The sequence below is a fragment of the Labrys wisconsinensis genome, from assembly GCF_030814995.1.
In the GTDB taxonomy this organism is placed as follows: domain Bacteria; phylum Pseudomonadota; class Alphaproteobacteria; order Rhizobiales; family Labraceae; genus Labrys; species Labrys wisconsinensis.
Genome location: NZ_JAUSVX010000001.1, coordinates 1345071 through 1358606, shown reverse-complemented (window position 1 = coordinate 1358606; position 13536 = coordinate 1345071). Strand labels below are relative to the sequence as shown.

At 66.8% G+C, this 13536-nt stretch carries 11 protein-coding genes; 2 read left to right on the top strand and 9 right to left on the bottom strand.

Features of this window, described 5'->3' with window-relative positions:
* Positions 1-78: 78 nt before the first annotated feature.
* The 5 genes from QO011_RS06240 to QO011_RS06220 form a co-directional block, all read right to left on the bottom strand.
* On the bottom strand, positions 79-1011 hold the full coding sequence (locus tag QO011_RS06240) for a sugar phosphate isomerase/epimerase family protein (protein ID WP_307269088.1): 933 nt from the start codon (positions 1009-1011) through the stop codon (positions 79-81).
* 9 nt (positions 1012-1020) lie between these two features.
* A complete protein-coding gene (locus tag QO011_RS06235) occupies positions 1021-1464 on the bottom strand; it encodes a C-glycoside deglycosidase beta subunit domain-containing protein (protein WP_307269086.1) in 444 nt (147 codons plus the stop codon).
* 46 nt (positions 1465-1510) lie between these two features.
* Positions 1511-2242, bottom strand: coding sequence for an ATP-binding cassette domain-containing protein (locus tag QO011_RS06230; protein WP_307269084.1), 732 nt, complete (start codon positions 2240-2242; stop codon positions 1511-1513).
* Between the two features lie 23 nt (positions 2243-2265).
* Positions 2266-3258: an ABC transporter permease gene (locus QO011_RS06225; RefSeq protein ID WP_307269081.1), complete on the bottom strand. Its 993-nt coding sequence runs from the start codon at positions 3256-3258 to the stop codon at positions 2266-2268.
* A 67-nt stretch (positions 3259-3325) separates the two neighbouring features.
* The gene (locus tag QO011_RS06220; protein ID WP_307269078.1) at positions 3326-4318 is read right to left on the bottom strand and encodes a sugar ABC transporter substrate-binding protein; all 993 of its coding nucleotides are present in this window, start codon (positions 4316-4318) and stop codon (positions 3326-3328) included.
* Positions 4319-4510: 192 nt separating this feature from the next.
* Here QO011_RS06220 and QO011_RS06215 point away from each other — a divergent pair, with 192 nt between their 5' ends.
* Positions 4511-5743 (top strand): ROK family protein, encoded by a 1233-nt coding sequence (locus QO011_RS06215; protein ID WP_307269075.1) that lies wholly within the window; start codon positions 4511-4513, stop codon positions 5741-5743.
* A gap of 5 nt (positions 5744-5748) precedes the next feature.
* Here QO011_RS06215 and QO011_RS06210 read toward each other — a convergent pair whose 3' ends face one another.
* Positions 5749-6168, bottom strand: a complete 420-nt coding sequence (locus tag QO011_RS06210) for a hypothetical protein (RefSeq protein ID WP_307269073.1) — start codon at positions 6166-6168, stop codon at positions 5749-5751.
* 212 nt (positions 6169-6380) lie between these two features.
* Positions 6381-6611 carry a hypothetical protein gene (locus tag QO011_RS06205; protein WP_307269070.1) on the bottom strand — a complete coding sequence of 77 codons (231 nt, stop codon included), beginning with the start codon at positions 6609-6611 and terminating at the stop codon, positions 6381-6383.
* Between the two features lie 31 nt (positions 6612-6642).
* On the opposite strand from QO011_RS06205, the gene QO011_RS06200 reads away from it, so the two are divergent.
* Positions 6643-6984: a beta/gamma crystallin-related protein gene (locus QO011_RS06200; protein WP_307269067.1), complete on the top strand. Its 342-nt coding sequence runs from the start codon at positions 6643-6645 to the stop codon at positions 6982-6984.
* A gap of 184 nt (positions 6985-7168) precedes the next feature.
* Here the strand turns inward: QO011_RS06200 and QO011_RS06195 are convergent, their stop codons facing one another.
* Positions 7169-8593, bottom strand: coding sequence for a glutamate synthase subunit beta (locus QO011_RS06195; RefSeq protein ID WP_307269065.1), 1425 nt, complete (start codon positions 8591-8593; stop codon positions 7169-7171).
* Positions 8594-8709: 116 nt separating this feature from the next.
* Complete coding sequence (gene gltB, locus QO011_RS06190) at positions 8710-13434, bottom strand: glutamate synthase large subunit (RefSeq protein ID WP_370881906.1); 4725 nt, start codon at positions 13432-13434, stop codon at positions 8710-8712.
* Positions 13435-13536: the final 102 nt, after the last annotated feature.

The following is a 13536-nucleotide window of genomic DNA, read 5'->3' as shown; positions in this document are numbered from 1 at the left end:
CGCGGTCCGGTATCCGGCAACAGTCCGCCCCCCGCCCGGCGGCTCGCGAGCGGGCGCATCGCGCTCGAACCCGGAGGCCTATTCGGTCAAGACGCCGCGCTCGCCCGTTGCTGCGCTGAGCGATGTGGCGGGAATGGCATGGCTCGCCATGCGGCGAAGCAAGGACAAGCACTGCCGGGTCTGTTCGATGCAATCCAGATGTGGATCGACATCGGGAATCCAGCCTTCGTACTCGACTTCCAGGATGTGCCGGATTGGACTCTCGACGATCGCCGCCATCAGCTCGCGCAGCGGGAAGTGCGGCTCATCGCCGTTCTCGTCGAGGCGCAGCAGCTTGGCATGGACAATCGGCGCATAGGGCAGGCAGGCGCGGAAAAGCGAAACCGGCGCCGGCTCGGACGAGGCCGCCTGGGTCTCGACATGCATCAAGGGCAGATCCGAGGTCGAGACCCGCCAGGCCTCGAAGTCGGGCACCATTCTGAGGCTCGGTGAAGCAAAGCTCTCGACGAGCCGCAGCACGGCGCCGGGCGTATGAAAGGTCCCCTCGGACCGGCCGGTCTCGATGCCGATGCGCACGCCCGTGGCCTCGGCCAGCGGCAGCACCTCGACGAGAATCTCGTTCAGGGTTGCCCGCCCTTTGTCCACATCGATGCCATCGAACCCGTCGCCGAGCGGAAGGGTCAGCTGCTCGGCGCCGAGCTCGGCCGCCGTCAGCAGGTATTCGCGCAACTGCTCGACCAGGGCCGGCCGGGAGGAAATCCGTACCGTGCCGAGAAAGTCCGTGTAGAACCACGTCGACAGGAGCTTCAGGCCACGACTCTCGAGCTCGGCGCGCAGGCGGCGCATACCAGCCAGATGCCGATATTCGGGCAGCCGCACATAGTCTTCGTTCAGCTCGATCTGCGATACGCCGAGATCGACGATGACGTCGAGGAGCGTGCCGAGCGGAACGCCGCGCTCAAGGGTCAGCTGCTGCAGCGACCAGACGCTCAGCGCCAGAGAATCCAACATGTCTTCGCTCTAGCCTTCACAGATGAGTTCGGCGGAAATGTTCTGGGTCAGCGATGGCCAGAGGTCGTCGAGGTCGATTTTCGGGGTGTTGACGAAGAGCGAAACGAAGAACCGGCAGGCAATGACGCGCCGCCCCGGGGCAATCGGCGGACGGCTCAGGTTGAGGGTGGCGGTCTCGCCCATATGCCACCAGACGTCGGTGATGGTGCGCAGATGAGTCAGGGGAAACCACTGGCGGCGCAGGACGAAGAAAGAACCCACCGCCGGGACGGTTTCCCCGTCGATGTCGATCTCGAGCCTGCGGATCCATCCCAGCGGATGGTTCGGATGGAGGAACTGGTTGCCGATGTCGAAGGCGACGTAGTTCCCGCCTTCCGCATCGGCGGAGCGCACGTTCCTTATCGGCCCCCGAAGCATTCCTCGGGCAATACAATAGGTCGAGCCGGCGGGCATCGGTCACTCCAATACTAGAACGCTGCGTCTGGTGGCGGCGGCGCGTCTACGGCACGGGTGCCTCGCCCTGACTGCCGAGAATGATCAGGGAGAGAATTTCATTGCGCGTCGCCTCATGGGTCTTGCGCCGGCCGACCACGCGGCCGCCCGCCATGACCACCAGTTCGTCGGCGACCTCAAAAACATCTTCGATGTCGTGGCTGATGAGGAGCACGCCGACGCCGCGCGCCTTGAGCGTCTGGATCAGCTCCTTGACCTGCCGCGTCTCGCCAGGGCCCAGAGCGGCGGTCGGCTCGTCCATGATCAGCAGCTTGGCGTTGAAATAGAGGGCTCGCGCGATGGCAATCGACTGGCGCTGCCCGCCCGAAAGGTTGCGGACAGGCACCGTCAAATTGGTGAAGCGGGGGTTGATCTGGCTGCAGATGTGGGCGGTCTCTGCCCGCATCCGGCGGCGATCGGCGAAGACGCCCAGCCAGCGCTTCTCCCTGCCGAGAAACAGGTTGCCGGCAGCATCGAGATTATCGGCCAGCGCGAGGTTCTGGTAGATGGTCTCGATGCCGTGCGCCCGCGCGTCGTTGGGGTTGGCGATGCGGATCGGCTGGCCATCGACGCGGATGATGCCGTTGTCGGCGCGATAGGCGCCGGCGAGAATCTTGATGAGGGTCGATTTGCCGGCGCCGTTATGGCCGAGAAGGCCGACGACCTGGCCGGGGAACACCTGGAGCGACACATCGTCGACCGCCTGCACGCCGCCGAAGGACTTGCTGATCGAGACCATCTCGATGAGGGGATTTGCGCCGATCACAGCCGCCCCTCCCGCCGCAGACGCTGCAGGCGCCGGCGATCGAGGCCGAGCAGGATCTTAGCCGACTGCACATCGACCAGCAGCGCGAAGAGGATGAGCAATCCCTGCATCACGATCTGGTAGTTGGCGTTCATGCCCAGGAGATTGAGGCCGTTGTTGATCATGCCGATGATCAGGCATCCGAACACGGTGCCCACCATGTTGGCCTTGCCGCCGAGCAGCGGGGTGCCGCCGATGACGACCGCGGTGATCACCACCAAGAGGAGGTCTGATCCTGCGGCAATCTGAGCCGAGGCCGATCGCGCCGTCAGCAAGACGGCGCCGACCCCGTAGCACGCGCCTGCCAATGCATAGACCTTCAGCCGCAGCAGCCTGATGTTGATGCCGGCGACGCGCACGGCCTCGGGATTGCCGCCCTGGGCGATGACGTGCTGGCCGAACACCGACTGGCTCGCCAGCAGATAGAAGCCGATGACGATCGGCACGACGATCACGACAGGGAGCGGCACGCCTGCCCATCGCGCCTGGCCGATGGCGATGAAATCGGCCGGGAGATCGGAGATCGGCACGAGATTGGAGATGATGTAGAGCACGCCCGTGAAAAGCGCGCCGGTTGCCAGCGTCACGATGAAGGGCGGCAGGTCGAATGTCGAAACCAGCGTGGCGTTGAGTCCGCCGCAGAGCGCGCCCATGGCAAGGCCCGCGGGGATGGCGAGCTCATAGGGGAGGCCGGCCTCGGCCATGAGCTTGGCCATGACGAAGCCGGCGAGCGCGATGATGCCGCCCAGCGACAGGTCGATCTCGCCCATCGCCAGAATCAGGGTGTAGCCCAGCGCCACGATGGCCATGACGACGCTCTGCTCAAGCAGCGCCAGGGTATTCGGCCGGGTGAAGAAATACGGAGAGGCGAAGGACAGCACGGTCGCCAGCACAACCGCGAACAGCACGGCCTTGTTGAGCAGCAGGAGGCGGCGCCAGGCAGCGGACATGCCGCCCGGTGGCCATGTGGATCGAGTCATCGCTGAACCATCGACATTGGGGCGGGATCGAGCCGGATCATGCCTTCTCGGCGTAAGTGTTCACGTTCGAGGCGTCGACCGCGTAGACCGGGTTGATGTAGTAGCTCTTGTCCTTGAACGTGCCCAGGACGAGGCCGACGGCGACATCGATCACCTGGGCGTTGCCCTGCAGCGTCACGCCGACATCGAGCGCCTGCTGGCCATTCCTGATCCGCTGCAGGCCCTCGCTGGTGAGATCATAGCCGCTCACCTGCACGTCCTTGCTCCTGCCCCCGGCGGCCAAGGCGTTGGCGGCGCCCATCGCCATGATGTCATTGGCCGCGGCGACGTGGTTCATGTCGGGATGCGCCTGCAGCCAGTCCTGCGTGAGGTTCTGCGCCGTCGCGGTCAGCCAGTTGCCGTAGCCGGATGCCACGATCCGCATGCGGTCGGGCATCTCCTTGGCGAGATCCTTGATGGCATCGCACCGCAGCAGCTGGGCGGTCTGCGCAGGTGCGCCATAGATGAGGCCGACCTTGAGCACGGCGCCCGGGTTCTTCTGCAAGTAGGCGCGCAGCCAGTCGGTGGTGGCCTTCGAATAGCGCGCCTCGTCGTTGGAAAAGAAAGCGACGTCGGCTATCGCGGGCTCCGGACTGGAGGGACGCTTGTCGATAATCTTGACGCCTGCGTCCTTGGCGGCCCGGGCCGCGGGCAGCGAGCCCTTGGCATCGACGGCACTGAGGATCAGCACGTCGGGCTGCTTGATGAGTGCCGTCTGCACGTCGGACAATTGCTTGTTGACGCTGCTCTGCGCGTCATAGACGTCGAGCTCGACGGCAATGCCCCTGCCGCTCTTGCTGATCTCGTCGACGCGCGCCTTCATGGCGGCGAGCCCGACATTCTGCGTCTGGTCCAGCACGTCGATGCTGAAGGCGATCTTTATCGTCCGCGGCGTGGATTGGGCATGCGACCTCGACACGATCCCCGCGAGGGGCAGCGCCAGGGCGCCCACACCCAGGATTGCCGTCCGGCGCGACACGCCCGCGCTCACCAATCGCTTCGTCACCTGCATCCTCCCTTGAGCTGCGAGCAACCCTGCTCGGTTCTGCATTTATTATGCTGACTTTTGCATATTTAATGCTGAAGTGCAACAGTGGCGATGTCGCGCAAGTTCCTGTCGCTCGCCGATTGCGGCCCGGCCCCTCGCCGCGACAAACTTGGCCCGGGTTGAAAGAGCACTCCGATGGTCGACGCATTCGATTCGCTGAGCCTGATCCTGGAGCTGATCCGCTCCGGCCAGGCGGTCGCACGTCCGGCGCTGCAGCAGGCCTCGGGCCTCGGCCGCGGCATCGTCGCCGAGCGCGTGAATCTGTTGCTCGATCGCGGACTTATCGCCGAGGGAAGGCTGGCGCAGGCGAATGGCGGCCGTGCCGCCCGGGAATTGCAGATCCGGGCCGAAGCCGGAGCGCTCCTCGTCGCCTATGGCAGTCTCGGCGGCTTCGTTGCAGGCGTCGCGGATCTCTCCGGCCACGTTCTCGCCAGCGAATGCGTGGCCTGCTCGTTCGCGGAGGGCCCAAGCGCTCTGATGGGCGAGATCAAGGCGATCTGGAATCGTCTGCGGCCACAAGCAGATATCTGGGGCATTGGCGTCGGCCTGCCCGCCCATATCAGCTTCGATGAAGCGACGCTGCTCGACTCGCCCTCTCTGCCGACGAGCTGGACCAGCTATCATCCGCGGCGCGATCTGAGCCCTGCGTTCGGTGCGCAGACCTGGGTCGATACGGACGACAACATGCTCGCCCTGGGCGAATTGCGGGTCGACAGGACCGGCATCAAGGGCGATTTCCTGTACATGTTCGCTGACCTGGTGCTCGGGGCGGCCACGGTCGTCGACGGTAAGGTCTATCGCGGGGCGCAGGGCGCGGCGGGCAATATCGGCCATATCCACAGCGAGGGCGCCGACGACCTCTGCCGCTGCGGCCGACGCGGTTGCCTGGAGGCGGCCGTCGGCGGCGAGGCTTTGATCCACAAGGCCACTATGCGCGCCCGAGCCGGCGAGAGCGCGCGGCTGATGGAAAGGATCCGGGACAATGGCGGGCTGTGCGTCGCCGATCTCGGCGAGGCGGCACGCGAGGGCGACGCGGTCGCGGTGTCGCTCCTGACCGAGGCAGGACGCCGCATCGGCCTGACGCTCGCTTCGGCGGTCAACCTGTTCAACCCGAGCGCCATTCTGGTGGGCGGGTCACTTGCCGCCACGAGCAACCTCTTCCTCGCGGCGCTCAAGACCGAGCTCTACCGGCAGTCACTGCCTTTCGTCAGCCGCGACCTCGCCGTGGTTCCCGCGACGCAGGATGTGAACGAGATGGGCCTGGTGGGAGCGGCGCACATGGTTCTCGACCAGATCTTCAATGCACAATCGATGGCACGATGGCTGCGTGAAGGCCGATCACCGGCAGTCCTCGCTTCACACCTATAGGCGCGTCAGGGCTTCTGCGTCCGATCGACGGCGTCGACCACGTCCGCGACCGGCACGGTCCAGACACCGCCCTTGGCCCTTTTCCACGCCGCAATGCCTTCGGTCGCGGACGGAAAATCCGGCGACTGGGTGCTGAGGCGGGTCACGCTGGCGTCCAGTGCCGGCCCGGACAGCGGAGCGTGCGCGAGGGTCGGCGGGATGCGTTCATCGGCCCAAGTAATGCCGACAATGCTGATGTGATAAATAAAACCAATCTTCGCTGATACTATATCAGCATCGATTCGCCTGATCTTCAGCAATGACCCTTTGTCTTGATCACGAGCCCGATATTCCCAGACCTGCCCAACCTTGTATTTCCTTGGTGCTGCTTCGGCGCTCATCGCGCAAGATGCAACAATTGCCGCCATGATTGCGATTGTCTTCATTTGCGCCTCATCACGTGAAGCCGCGTACCCTGCGTCATATCGCGTTCGGTCGCAACCGGGACGTGACAGGAATTGCCGAGACGTCGAGGTGGCGGCAGATGTCCCGATACGACGCCCGCCGGCACTCCAGCTCCCGGTCGCGACCGTCCGGTGTTCCGGAGGATACACCTCGGCGCCACCAGCCAAGATTTGGCCACGGTGCCTTCGTAGCGTCATGAAGACGTCCCTGAGGCGGGGCGCAAACGATCCGCCGCCTGGTCTCTGCCTTCATTCCTGATGATCGTCGGCCCTGCGTGCCTTCCGGCGCTGCCCGCTGTGGCAGCCCGGCGGCTGGCGCCGGTCATCGACAACACGGTCTTTTTTTCTGCGCCGACCACCGCCTCCAGGTGAACGACGAGAACGACCGCGTGCCGGTCCATCCGCGGCACGATGGGGAAGTCCATTCCTGACCCCCGGCCATACGAGAGGCTCCGAATGCACAAGGCCCTTCGCTCATGCGTGACGCCGCTGATCTTCGCTGCTCTCGGATTGACCTGTGGGCAAGCCCAGGCGCGAGGCTGTTCCGGCACCGCCTACTGGGACTGGCATTTCGAAGGTGCGGCCTTGCGCCTCGCCCCTTACGTCAGCTTCGTGGGCCCGCGCTGGAACGATCAGATCTCCTCCATCAAGATCCATTCCGGCGTCTGGCGCTTCTATCGTGATGCGAACTTCCAGGGGCCGATGCTCGAACTCGGCCCGGGCGGCTATACATTTCAAGCCGGGGATGCCTGGAACGATCAGATCAGCTCGTTCCAATGCGTTCGCCCGACCAATTGAGAGCCGCGCAGACGTTCGCGCCCGATGGGCTGCGCCGGCCGCGGATAGCGACGCGCCGGACTTCCAGGACAGATCAAGGCGCTGACGCGGGACTTCGTCGGCGTTTGTCGGGATCCTCGTGCGGTTGCAGATCCTGCAACCCGCCTCGGGTCCCGACCTCGCGCGTTCGCGCGAGGCCTCTGCCCTAAACCGGCAGCGTCGTCGCCCCCATCAGCGCCTCGTCGATGGCCCGGGCGGCCTGGCGGCCTTCGCGGATGGCCCAGACCACCAGGGACTGGCCGCGGCGCATGTCGCCGGCGGCGAAGATCTTCTCGTTGGAGGTGCGATAGGAGGTCTCGTCGGCCTGGACGTTGCCGCGCCGGTCCAGCAGGACGCCGGACTGCTCCAGCATGCCGGGCCTGACCGGACCGGAGAAGCCGAGGGCGATGAAGACGATGTCGGCGCGCAGCACCCGCTCGGTGCCGGCGATCGGCGCACGCTTCAGGTCGACCTCGGCGACGGTGACGCCGATGACTCGGCCGTTCTTGCCTGCCATGCCGAGCGTTGCCACCTGGAACTCGCGCTCGGCGCCCTCGGCCTGGGAGGAGGAGGTGCGCATCTTGGTCGGCCAATACGGCCAGACCGCCAGCTTGTTCTCCTTGGCCGGCGGCTTCGGCCGGATGTCGAGCTGCGTGACCGAGATCGCGCCCTGGCGGAAGGAGGTGCCGACGCAGTCGGAGGCGGTGTCGCCGCCGCCGATCACCACGACATGCTTGCCGGTGGTGAGGATCGGGGCTTCGTCGCCGACATCCTCGCCACCGACGCGGCGGTTCTGCTGCACGAGATAGGGCATGGCGTAGTAGACGCCGGAGAGCTCCGTGCCGGGCAGGGCCGGGTCGCGCGGGGTCTCGGCGCCCCCGGCCATCAGCATGGCGTCGTGCCGGGCGGCCAGCTCGGCGAAGGGCGTGCCGGCGCCGACATGGACGCCGTAATGGAAGACGACGCCCTCGGCCTCCATCTGGCGCACGCGGCGCTCGATATGGTGCTTCTCCATCTTGAAGTCGGGGATGCCGTAGCGCAGCAGGCCGCCGGCCTTGGGCTCGCGCTCGTAGACATGCACCTCGTGGCCGGCGCGGGCGAGCTGCTGGGCCGCGGCCAGGCCTGCCGGGCCGGAGCCGACGATGCCGACGCTCCGGCCGGTCTTGCGGGCGGCCGGCTCGGGCTTGATCCAGCCCATGGCCCAGGCCTTGTCGGCGATCGACTGCTCGATGGTCTTGATCGTCACCGGCACGTCCTCGAGGTTGAGGGTGCAGGCCTCCTCACAGGGCGCCGGGCAGATGCGGCCGGTGAACTCGGGGAAATTGTTGGTGGAATGCAGGTTCCGGGCCGCGGTCTCCCAGTCCTCCTGATAGACCAGCTCGTTCCAGTCGGGGATCTGGTTGTGGACGGGGCAGCCTGTCGGCCCATGGCAGAACGGAATGCCGCAATCCATGCAGCGCGCCGCCTGCTTGGCCACGTCCTTGTCGTCGAGCGGCAGCGTGAACTCGCGGAAATTGCGGATGCGATCGGAGGCCGGCAGGTACTTCTGCTCCTGCCGGTCGATCTCGAGAAACCCTGTCGCCTTGCCCATTCGTCAGATCCCACTCGTCATCCCGGCCGGAGCCCGCGCTGGCCGCCGGTCCGGGACCGCCGCAGCACGGCGACGCCTTGTTCGAGGTGCGGTCCCGGCACGGCCGGGACCCCAGGTCACTCCGCCGCCATCAGCGTGCGCATCTTCTCCATCTCGCGCAGGGCGCGGCGGTACTCCACCGGCATCACCTTGACGAAACGGGTGCGATAGTTCGCCCAGTCCTCCAGCATGGTCCTGGCGACGGTCGAGCCGGTGTAGCGCAGATGGTTCTCGATCATCTGGCGCAGGCGCTCCTCGTCGTGGCGGCCCATGTCGGTGACGTCGATGCGGCCCTTGAACTCCAGGTCGCCGCCATGGTGGTGGAGGCGCTCCATCAGGTCCTCCTCCTCCTCCACCGGCTCCAGGTCGACCATGGAGAGGTTGCAGCGCTTCTTGAAGCTCTGGTCCTCGTCGAAGACATAGGCGACGCCGCCCGACATGCCGGCGGCGAAGTTGCGCCCGGTCTGGCCGAGCACCACCACGACGCCGCCGGTCATGTATTCGCAGCCATGGTCGCCGGTGCCTTCCACCACGGCGACGGCGCCGGAATTGCGCACGGCGAAGCGCTCGCCGGCGACGCCGCGGAAATAGCATTCGCCCGCGATGGCGCCGTACAGCACGGTGTTGCCGACGATGATCGACTTTTCCGGCACGGCGAGGCTGTCCGGGCTCGGCCTGATCACCAGGCGGCCGCCCGACAGGCCCTTGCCGACATAGTCGTTGGCCTGGCCGACCAGGGTCATCTCGACGCCGGCGGCGAGGAAGGCGCCGAAGCTCTGGCCGGCGGTGCCGGTCAGCGTCACCTTGACGGTGCCCTCCGGCAGGCCCTCATGGCCGTAGCGCATGGCGACCTCGCCCGAGAGCATGGCCCCGGCGGTGCGGTCGACATTGGTGATCCCGGCCGCGATCTCGACCGGCCGGCCATAGTCGAGCGCCGGCGCCGCCTCGGCGATCAGCCGGCGGTCGAGCACGGTGTCGATCGGATGGTGCTGGCTCTCGGTGTGGCGGGTGCCGACCGAGGCCGGCATGTCGGCCTTGTGGAAGATGCGGGTGAAGTCGAGCCCCTTGGCCTTCCAATGGTCGATGGCCTCGCGCTTGTCGAGCAGCTCGGACCGGCCGATCATGTCCTCGACCCTGGCGAAGCCCATCTCGGCCATCAGCTCGCGCACTTCCTCGGCGACGAAGAAGAAGAAGTTGATGACGTGCTCGGGCGTGCCCTTGAAGCGCTTCCTCAAGACCGGGTCCTGGGTGGCGACGCCGACCGGGCAGGTGTTGAGGTGGCACTTGCGCATCATGATGCAGCCGGCCGCGATCAGCGGGGCGGTGGAGAAGCCGAACTCGTCGGCTCCGAGCAGCGCGCCGATGACGACGTCGCGCCCGGTGCGCAGGCCGCCGTCGACCTGCAGGCCGACTCTGCTGCGCAGGCGGTTGAGCACCAGCGTCTGCTGCGTCTCGGCCAAGCCGATCTCCCAGGGGGAGCCGGCATGCTTGATCGAGGTCAGCGGCGAGGCGCCGGTGCCGCCCTCGAAGCCCGACACGGTGATATGGTCGGCGCGCGCCTTGGCAACGCCGGCGGCGACGGTGCCGACGCCGACCTCCGAGACCAGCTTGACCGAGACGTCGGCCTTCGGGTTGACGTTCTTCAAATCGAAGATCAGCTGCGCCAGATCCTCGATCGAATAGATGTCGTGGTGCGGCGGCGGCGAGATCAGGCCGACGCCGGGGGTGGAATGGCGCACCTTGGCGATGACCGCGTCGACCTTGTGGCCGGGGAGCTGGCCGCCCTCGCCGGGCTTGGCGCCCTGCGCCACCTTGATCTGCATCACGTCGGCGTTGACGAGATATTCGGCCGTGACGCCGAAGCGGCCGGACGCCACCTGCTTGATGGCCGAGCGCTTGGAGCGGCCGTTGGCCATCGGCTTGAAGCGCTCGGCCTCCTCGCCGCCCTCGCCGGTGTTGGACTTGCCGCCGATCTGGTTCATGGCGATGGCCAGCGTCTCGTGCGCCTCGCGCGAGATCGAGCCGAAGGACATGGCGCCGGTGACGAAGCGCCGGACGATGTCGGCGGCGGGCTCGACCTGGTCGAGCGGCACCGGCGCGTGCCCACGCTCCTGCGCCGTCTTGATGCGGAACAGGCCGCGGATGGTCTGCAGCCGGCCGGCCTGCTCGTTCACCCCGGCGGCATAGGCGCGGTAGCGGTCCTGCGCGTTGTGGCGCACGGCATGCTGCAGCGTAGCGACGCTGTCGGGCGTCCAGGCATGGTCCTCGCCGCGCATGCGGTAGGCATACTCGCCGCCGACGTCGAGGGTGGTCCGGTAGACCGGCGCGTCGCCGAAGGCGTCCTTGTGGCGGGACACGGTCTCGGCGGCGATCTCGACGAGGCCGACGCCCTCGATCATGGTGGCGGTGCCGAAGAAGAACTCCTCGACGAAGGCCGAGGACAGGCCGACCGCGTCGAAGATCTGGGCGCCGCAATAGGACTGGTAGGTGGAGATGCCCATCTTGGACATCACCTTGAGGATGCCCTTGCCGATCGACTTGATGTAGCGCTTGACCACCTCGTGCTCGTCCACCTCCTCGGGGAACTCGAGCGAGGCGTGCAGGTCGGCGAGGGTCTCGAAGGCGAGATAGGGGTTGATCGCCTCGGCGCCGTAGCCGGCCAGGCAGCAGAAATGATGGATCTCGCGCGCCTCGCCGGTCTCGACCACCAGGCCGGCGGCGGTGCGCAGGCCCTTGCGGATGAGGTGATGGTGCACGGCCGCCGTCGCCAGCAGCGCCGGGATCGGGATGCGGTCCGGCCCGGTCTGGCGGTCGGACAGGATGATGATGTTGTAGCCGCCATGCACCGCCGCCTCGGCCCGCTCGCACAGGCGGTCGAGCGCGCCGCGCATGCCGTCCGCGCCCTGGACGGCGGGATAGGTCATGTCGAGCGTCTTGGTGTCGAAGCGCTCCTCGATATGGCCGATGCAGCGGATCTTCTCCAGATCCTCGTTGGTGAGGATCGGCTGGCGCACCTCCAGGCGCTTCTTGCGCGAGGTGCCTTCCAGGTCGAGGATGTTCGGCCGCGGCCCGATGAAGGACACCAGGCTCATCACCAGCTCCTCGCGGATCGGGTCGATCGGCGGGTTGGTGACCTGGGCGAAGTTCTGCTTGAAGTAGGTGTAGAGCAGCTTGGACTTGTCGGAGAGCGCCGAGATCGGCGTGTCCGTGCCCATGGAGCCGGTCGCCTCCTGGCCGGTGGTGGCCATCGGCGGCAAGAGGATCTTGATGTCCTCCTGGGTGTAGCCGAAGGCCTGCTGGCGATCGAGCAGCGACACATCGGTGCGCGAGGCGCGCGCCTCCACCGGCGGCAGGTCCTCCAGCACGATCTGGGTGCGCTTCAGCCAGTCGCGATAGGGATGGGCCGTGGCCAGCGTCGCCTTCATCTCGTCGTCGGAGATGATGCGGCCCTCCTCCAGGTCGATCAGCAGCATCTTGCCGGGCTGCAGCCGCCACTTCTGCACGATCTCGCTCTCCGGGATCGGCAGCACGCCGAACTCGGAGGCGAGCACCACCAGCCCGTCCTTGGTGACGAGGTAGCGCGCCGGCCTGAGGCCGTTGCGGTCGAGCGTGGCGCCGATCTGGCGCCCGTCGGTGAAGACGACCGCCGCCGGCCCGTCCCAGGGCTCCATCAGCGCGGCGTGGTATTCGTAGAAGGCGCGCCGGTCCTCGGACATCAGCGGGTTGCCCGCCCAGGCCTCGGGGATCAGCATCATCATGGCATGGGCGAGCGAATAGCCGCCCTGCACCAGGAACTCGAGGGCGTTGTCGAAGCAGGCTGTGTCGGACTGGCCCTCGTAGGAGATGGGCCAGAGCTTGCCGATATCGTTCTCGAACAGGTCCGAATCGACCGAAGCCTGGCGCGCCGCCATCCAGTTGACGTTGCCGCGCAGGGTGTTGATCTCACCGTTATGGGCGACCATGCGGTAGGGATGGGCCAGCGTCCAGGACGGGAAGGTGTTGGTGGAGAAGCGCTGGTGCACCAGGGCCAGCGCGCTCTCGAAGCGCGGGTCCGCCAGGTCCTTGAAATAGTCGCCGAGCTGGGTGGCGAGCAGCATGCCCTTGTAGGTGACGGTGCGGCTCGACATCGAGGCGGGGTAGAACCCGGCCGTCACCGGCCGCCGCGCCACGTCGTTGTAGACGGTGTTGGAGATCACCTTGCGGATGATGAACAGGCGGCGCTCGAAATCGTCCTGGTCGGCGAGGCTGGCATGGCGGCCGATGAAGGCCTGCATGTGCACCGGCTCGGTCGGCAGCACGCTCTCGCCGAGGCCAGCATTGTCGACCGGCACGGCGCGCCAGCCGAGGAACTCCTGGCCCTCGTCGGCGACGACCTTCTCGATCACCCGCATGACATGGCTGCGGCCTTCCTCGCTGCGCGGCAGGAAGAAGAAGCCGACGGCGTAGTGGCCGGGCTCGGGCAGGGCAAAGCCGAGCTTGCCGCATTCCTCGCTGAGGAAGGCGTGCGGGATCTGCACCAGCATGCCGCAGCCGTCCCCGGCCTTGGGGTCGGCGCCGACGGCGCCGCGATGGTCGAGATTGTGCAGGATCTGCAGCGCCTGCGTGATGATCGCGTGGCTCTTGCGGTTCTTCATGTCGGCGATGAAGCCGACGCCGCAGGAATCCTTCTCGCGCGCGGGGTCGTAGAGGCCTTGGGGCCCCGGCAGGCCGGGATCCCGGGCCACGGCGCGGTCGGCGGTTTTCGCCGCGCGCATCGCTGCCGCCGAAACCGTCTCGCGCCCAAGCCTGGTGATCGCGCCCATGGATCCACCCCTTCTCGTCAGCAGGCTCCGTCCACCATCATCCCGCCGCGGAAGCGGGGACGCGCAGACGACGCCGGTTCACTTAAAGCCGTTCTATGCTGC

Bases quoted from the DNA above. Each gene is read 5' to 3' on its own strand.
- QO011_RS06195 (WP_307269065.1), bottom strand. From the start codon at position 8,593: ATGGGCAAGGCGACAGGGTTTCTCGAGATCGACCGGCAGGAGCAGAAG.
- QO011_RS06205 (WP_307269070.1), bottom strand. From the start codon at position 6,611: ATGGACTTCCCCATCGTGCCGCGGATGGACCGGCACGCGGTCGTTCTC.
- QO011_RS06210 (WP_307269073.1), bottom strand. From the start codon at position 6,168: ATGAAGACAATCGCAATCATGGCGGCAATTGTTGCATCTTGCGCGATG.
- QO011_RS06235 (WP_307269086.1), bottom strand. From the start codon at position 1,464: ATGCCCGCCGGCTCGACCTATTGTATTGCCCGAGGAATGCTTCGGGGG.
- QO011_RS06230 (WP_307269084.1), bottom strand. From the start codon at position 2,242: ATGGTCTCGATCAGCAAGTCCTTCGGCGGCGTGCAGGCGGTCGACGAT.
- QO011_RS06215 (WP_307269075.1), top strand. From the start codon at position 4,511: ATGGTCGACGCATTCGATTCGCTGAGCCTGATCCTGGAGCTGATCCGC.
- QO011_RS06200 (WP_307269067.1), top strand. From the start codon at position 6,643: ATGCACAAGGCCCTTCGCTCATGCGTGACGCCGCTGATCTTCGCTGCT.
- QO011_RS06225 (WP_307269081.1), bottom strand. From the start codon at position 3,258: ATGTCCGCTGCCTGGCGCCGCCTCCTGCTGCTCAACAAGGCCGTGCTG.
- QO011_RS06240 (WP_307269088.1), bottom strand. From the start codon at position 1,011: ATGTTGGATTCTCTGGCGCTGAGCGTCTGGTCGCTGCAGCAGCTGACC.
- gltB (WP_370881906.1), bottom strand. From the start codon at position 13,434: ATGGGCGCGATCACCAGGCTTGGGCGCGAGACGGTTTCGGCGGCAGCG.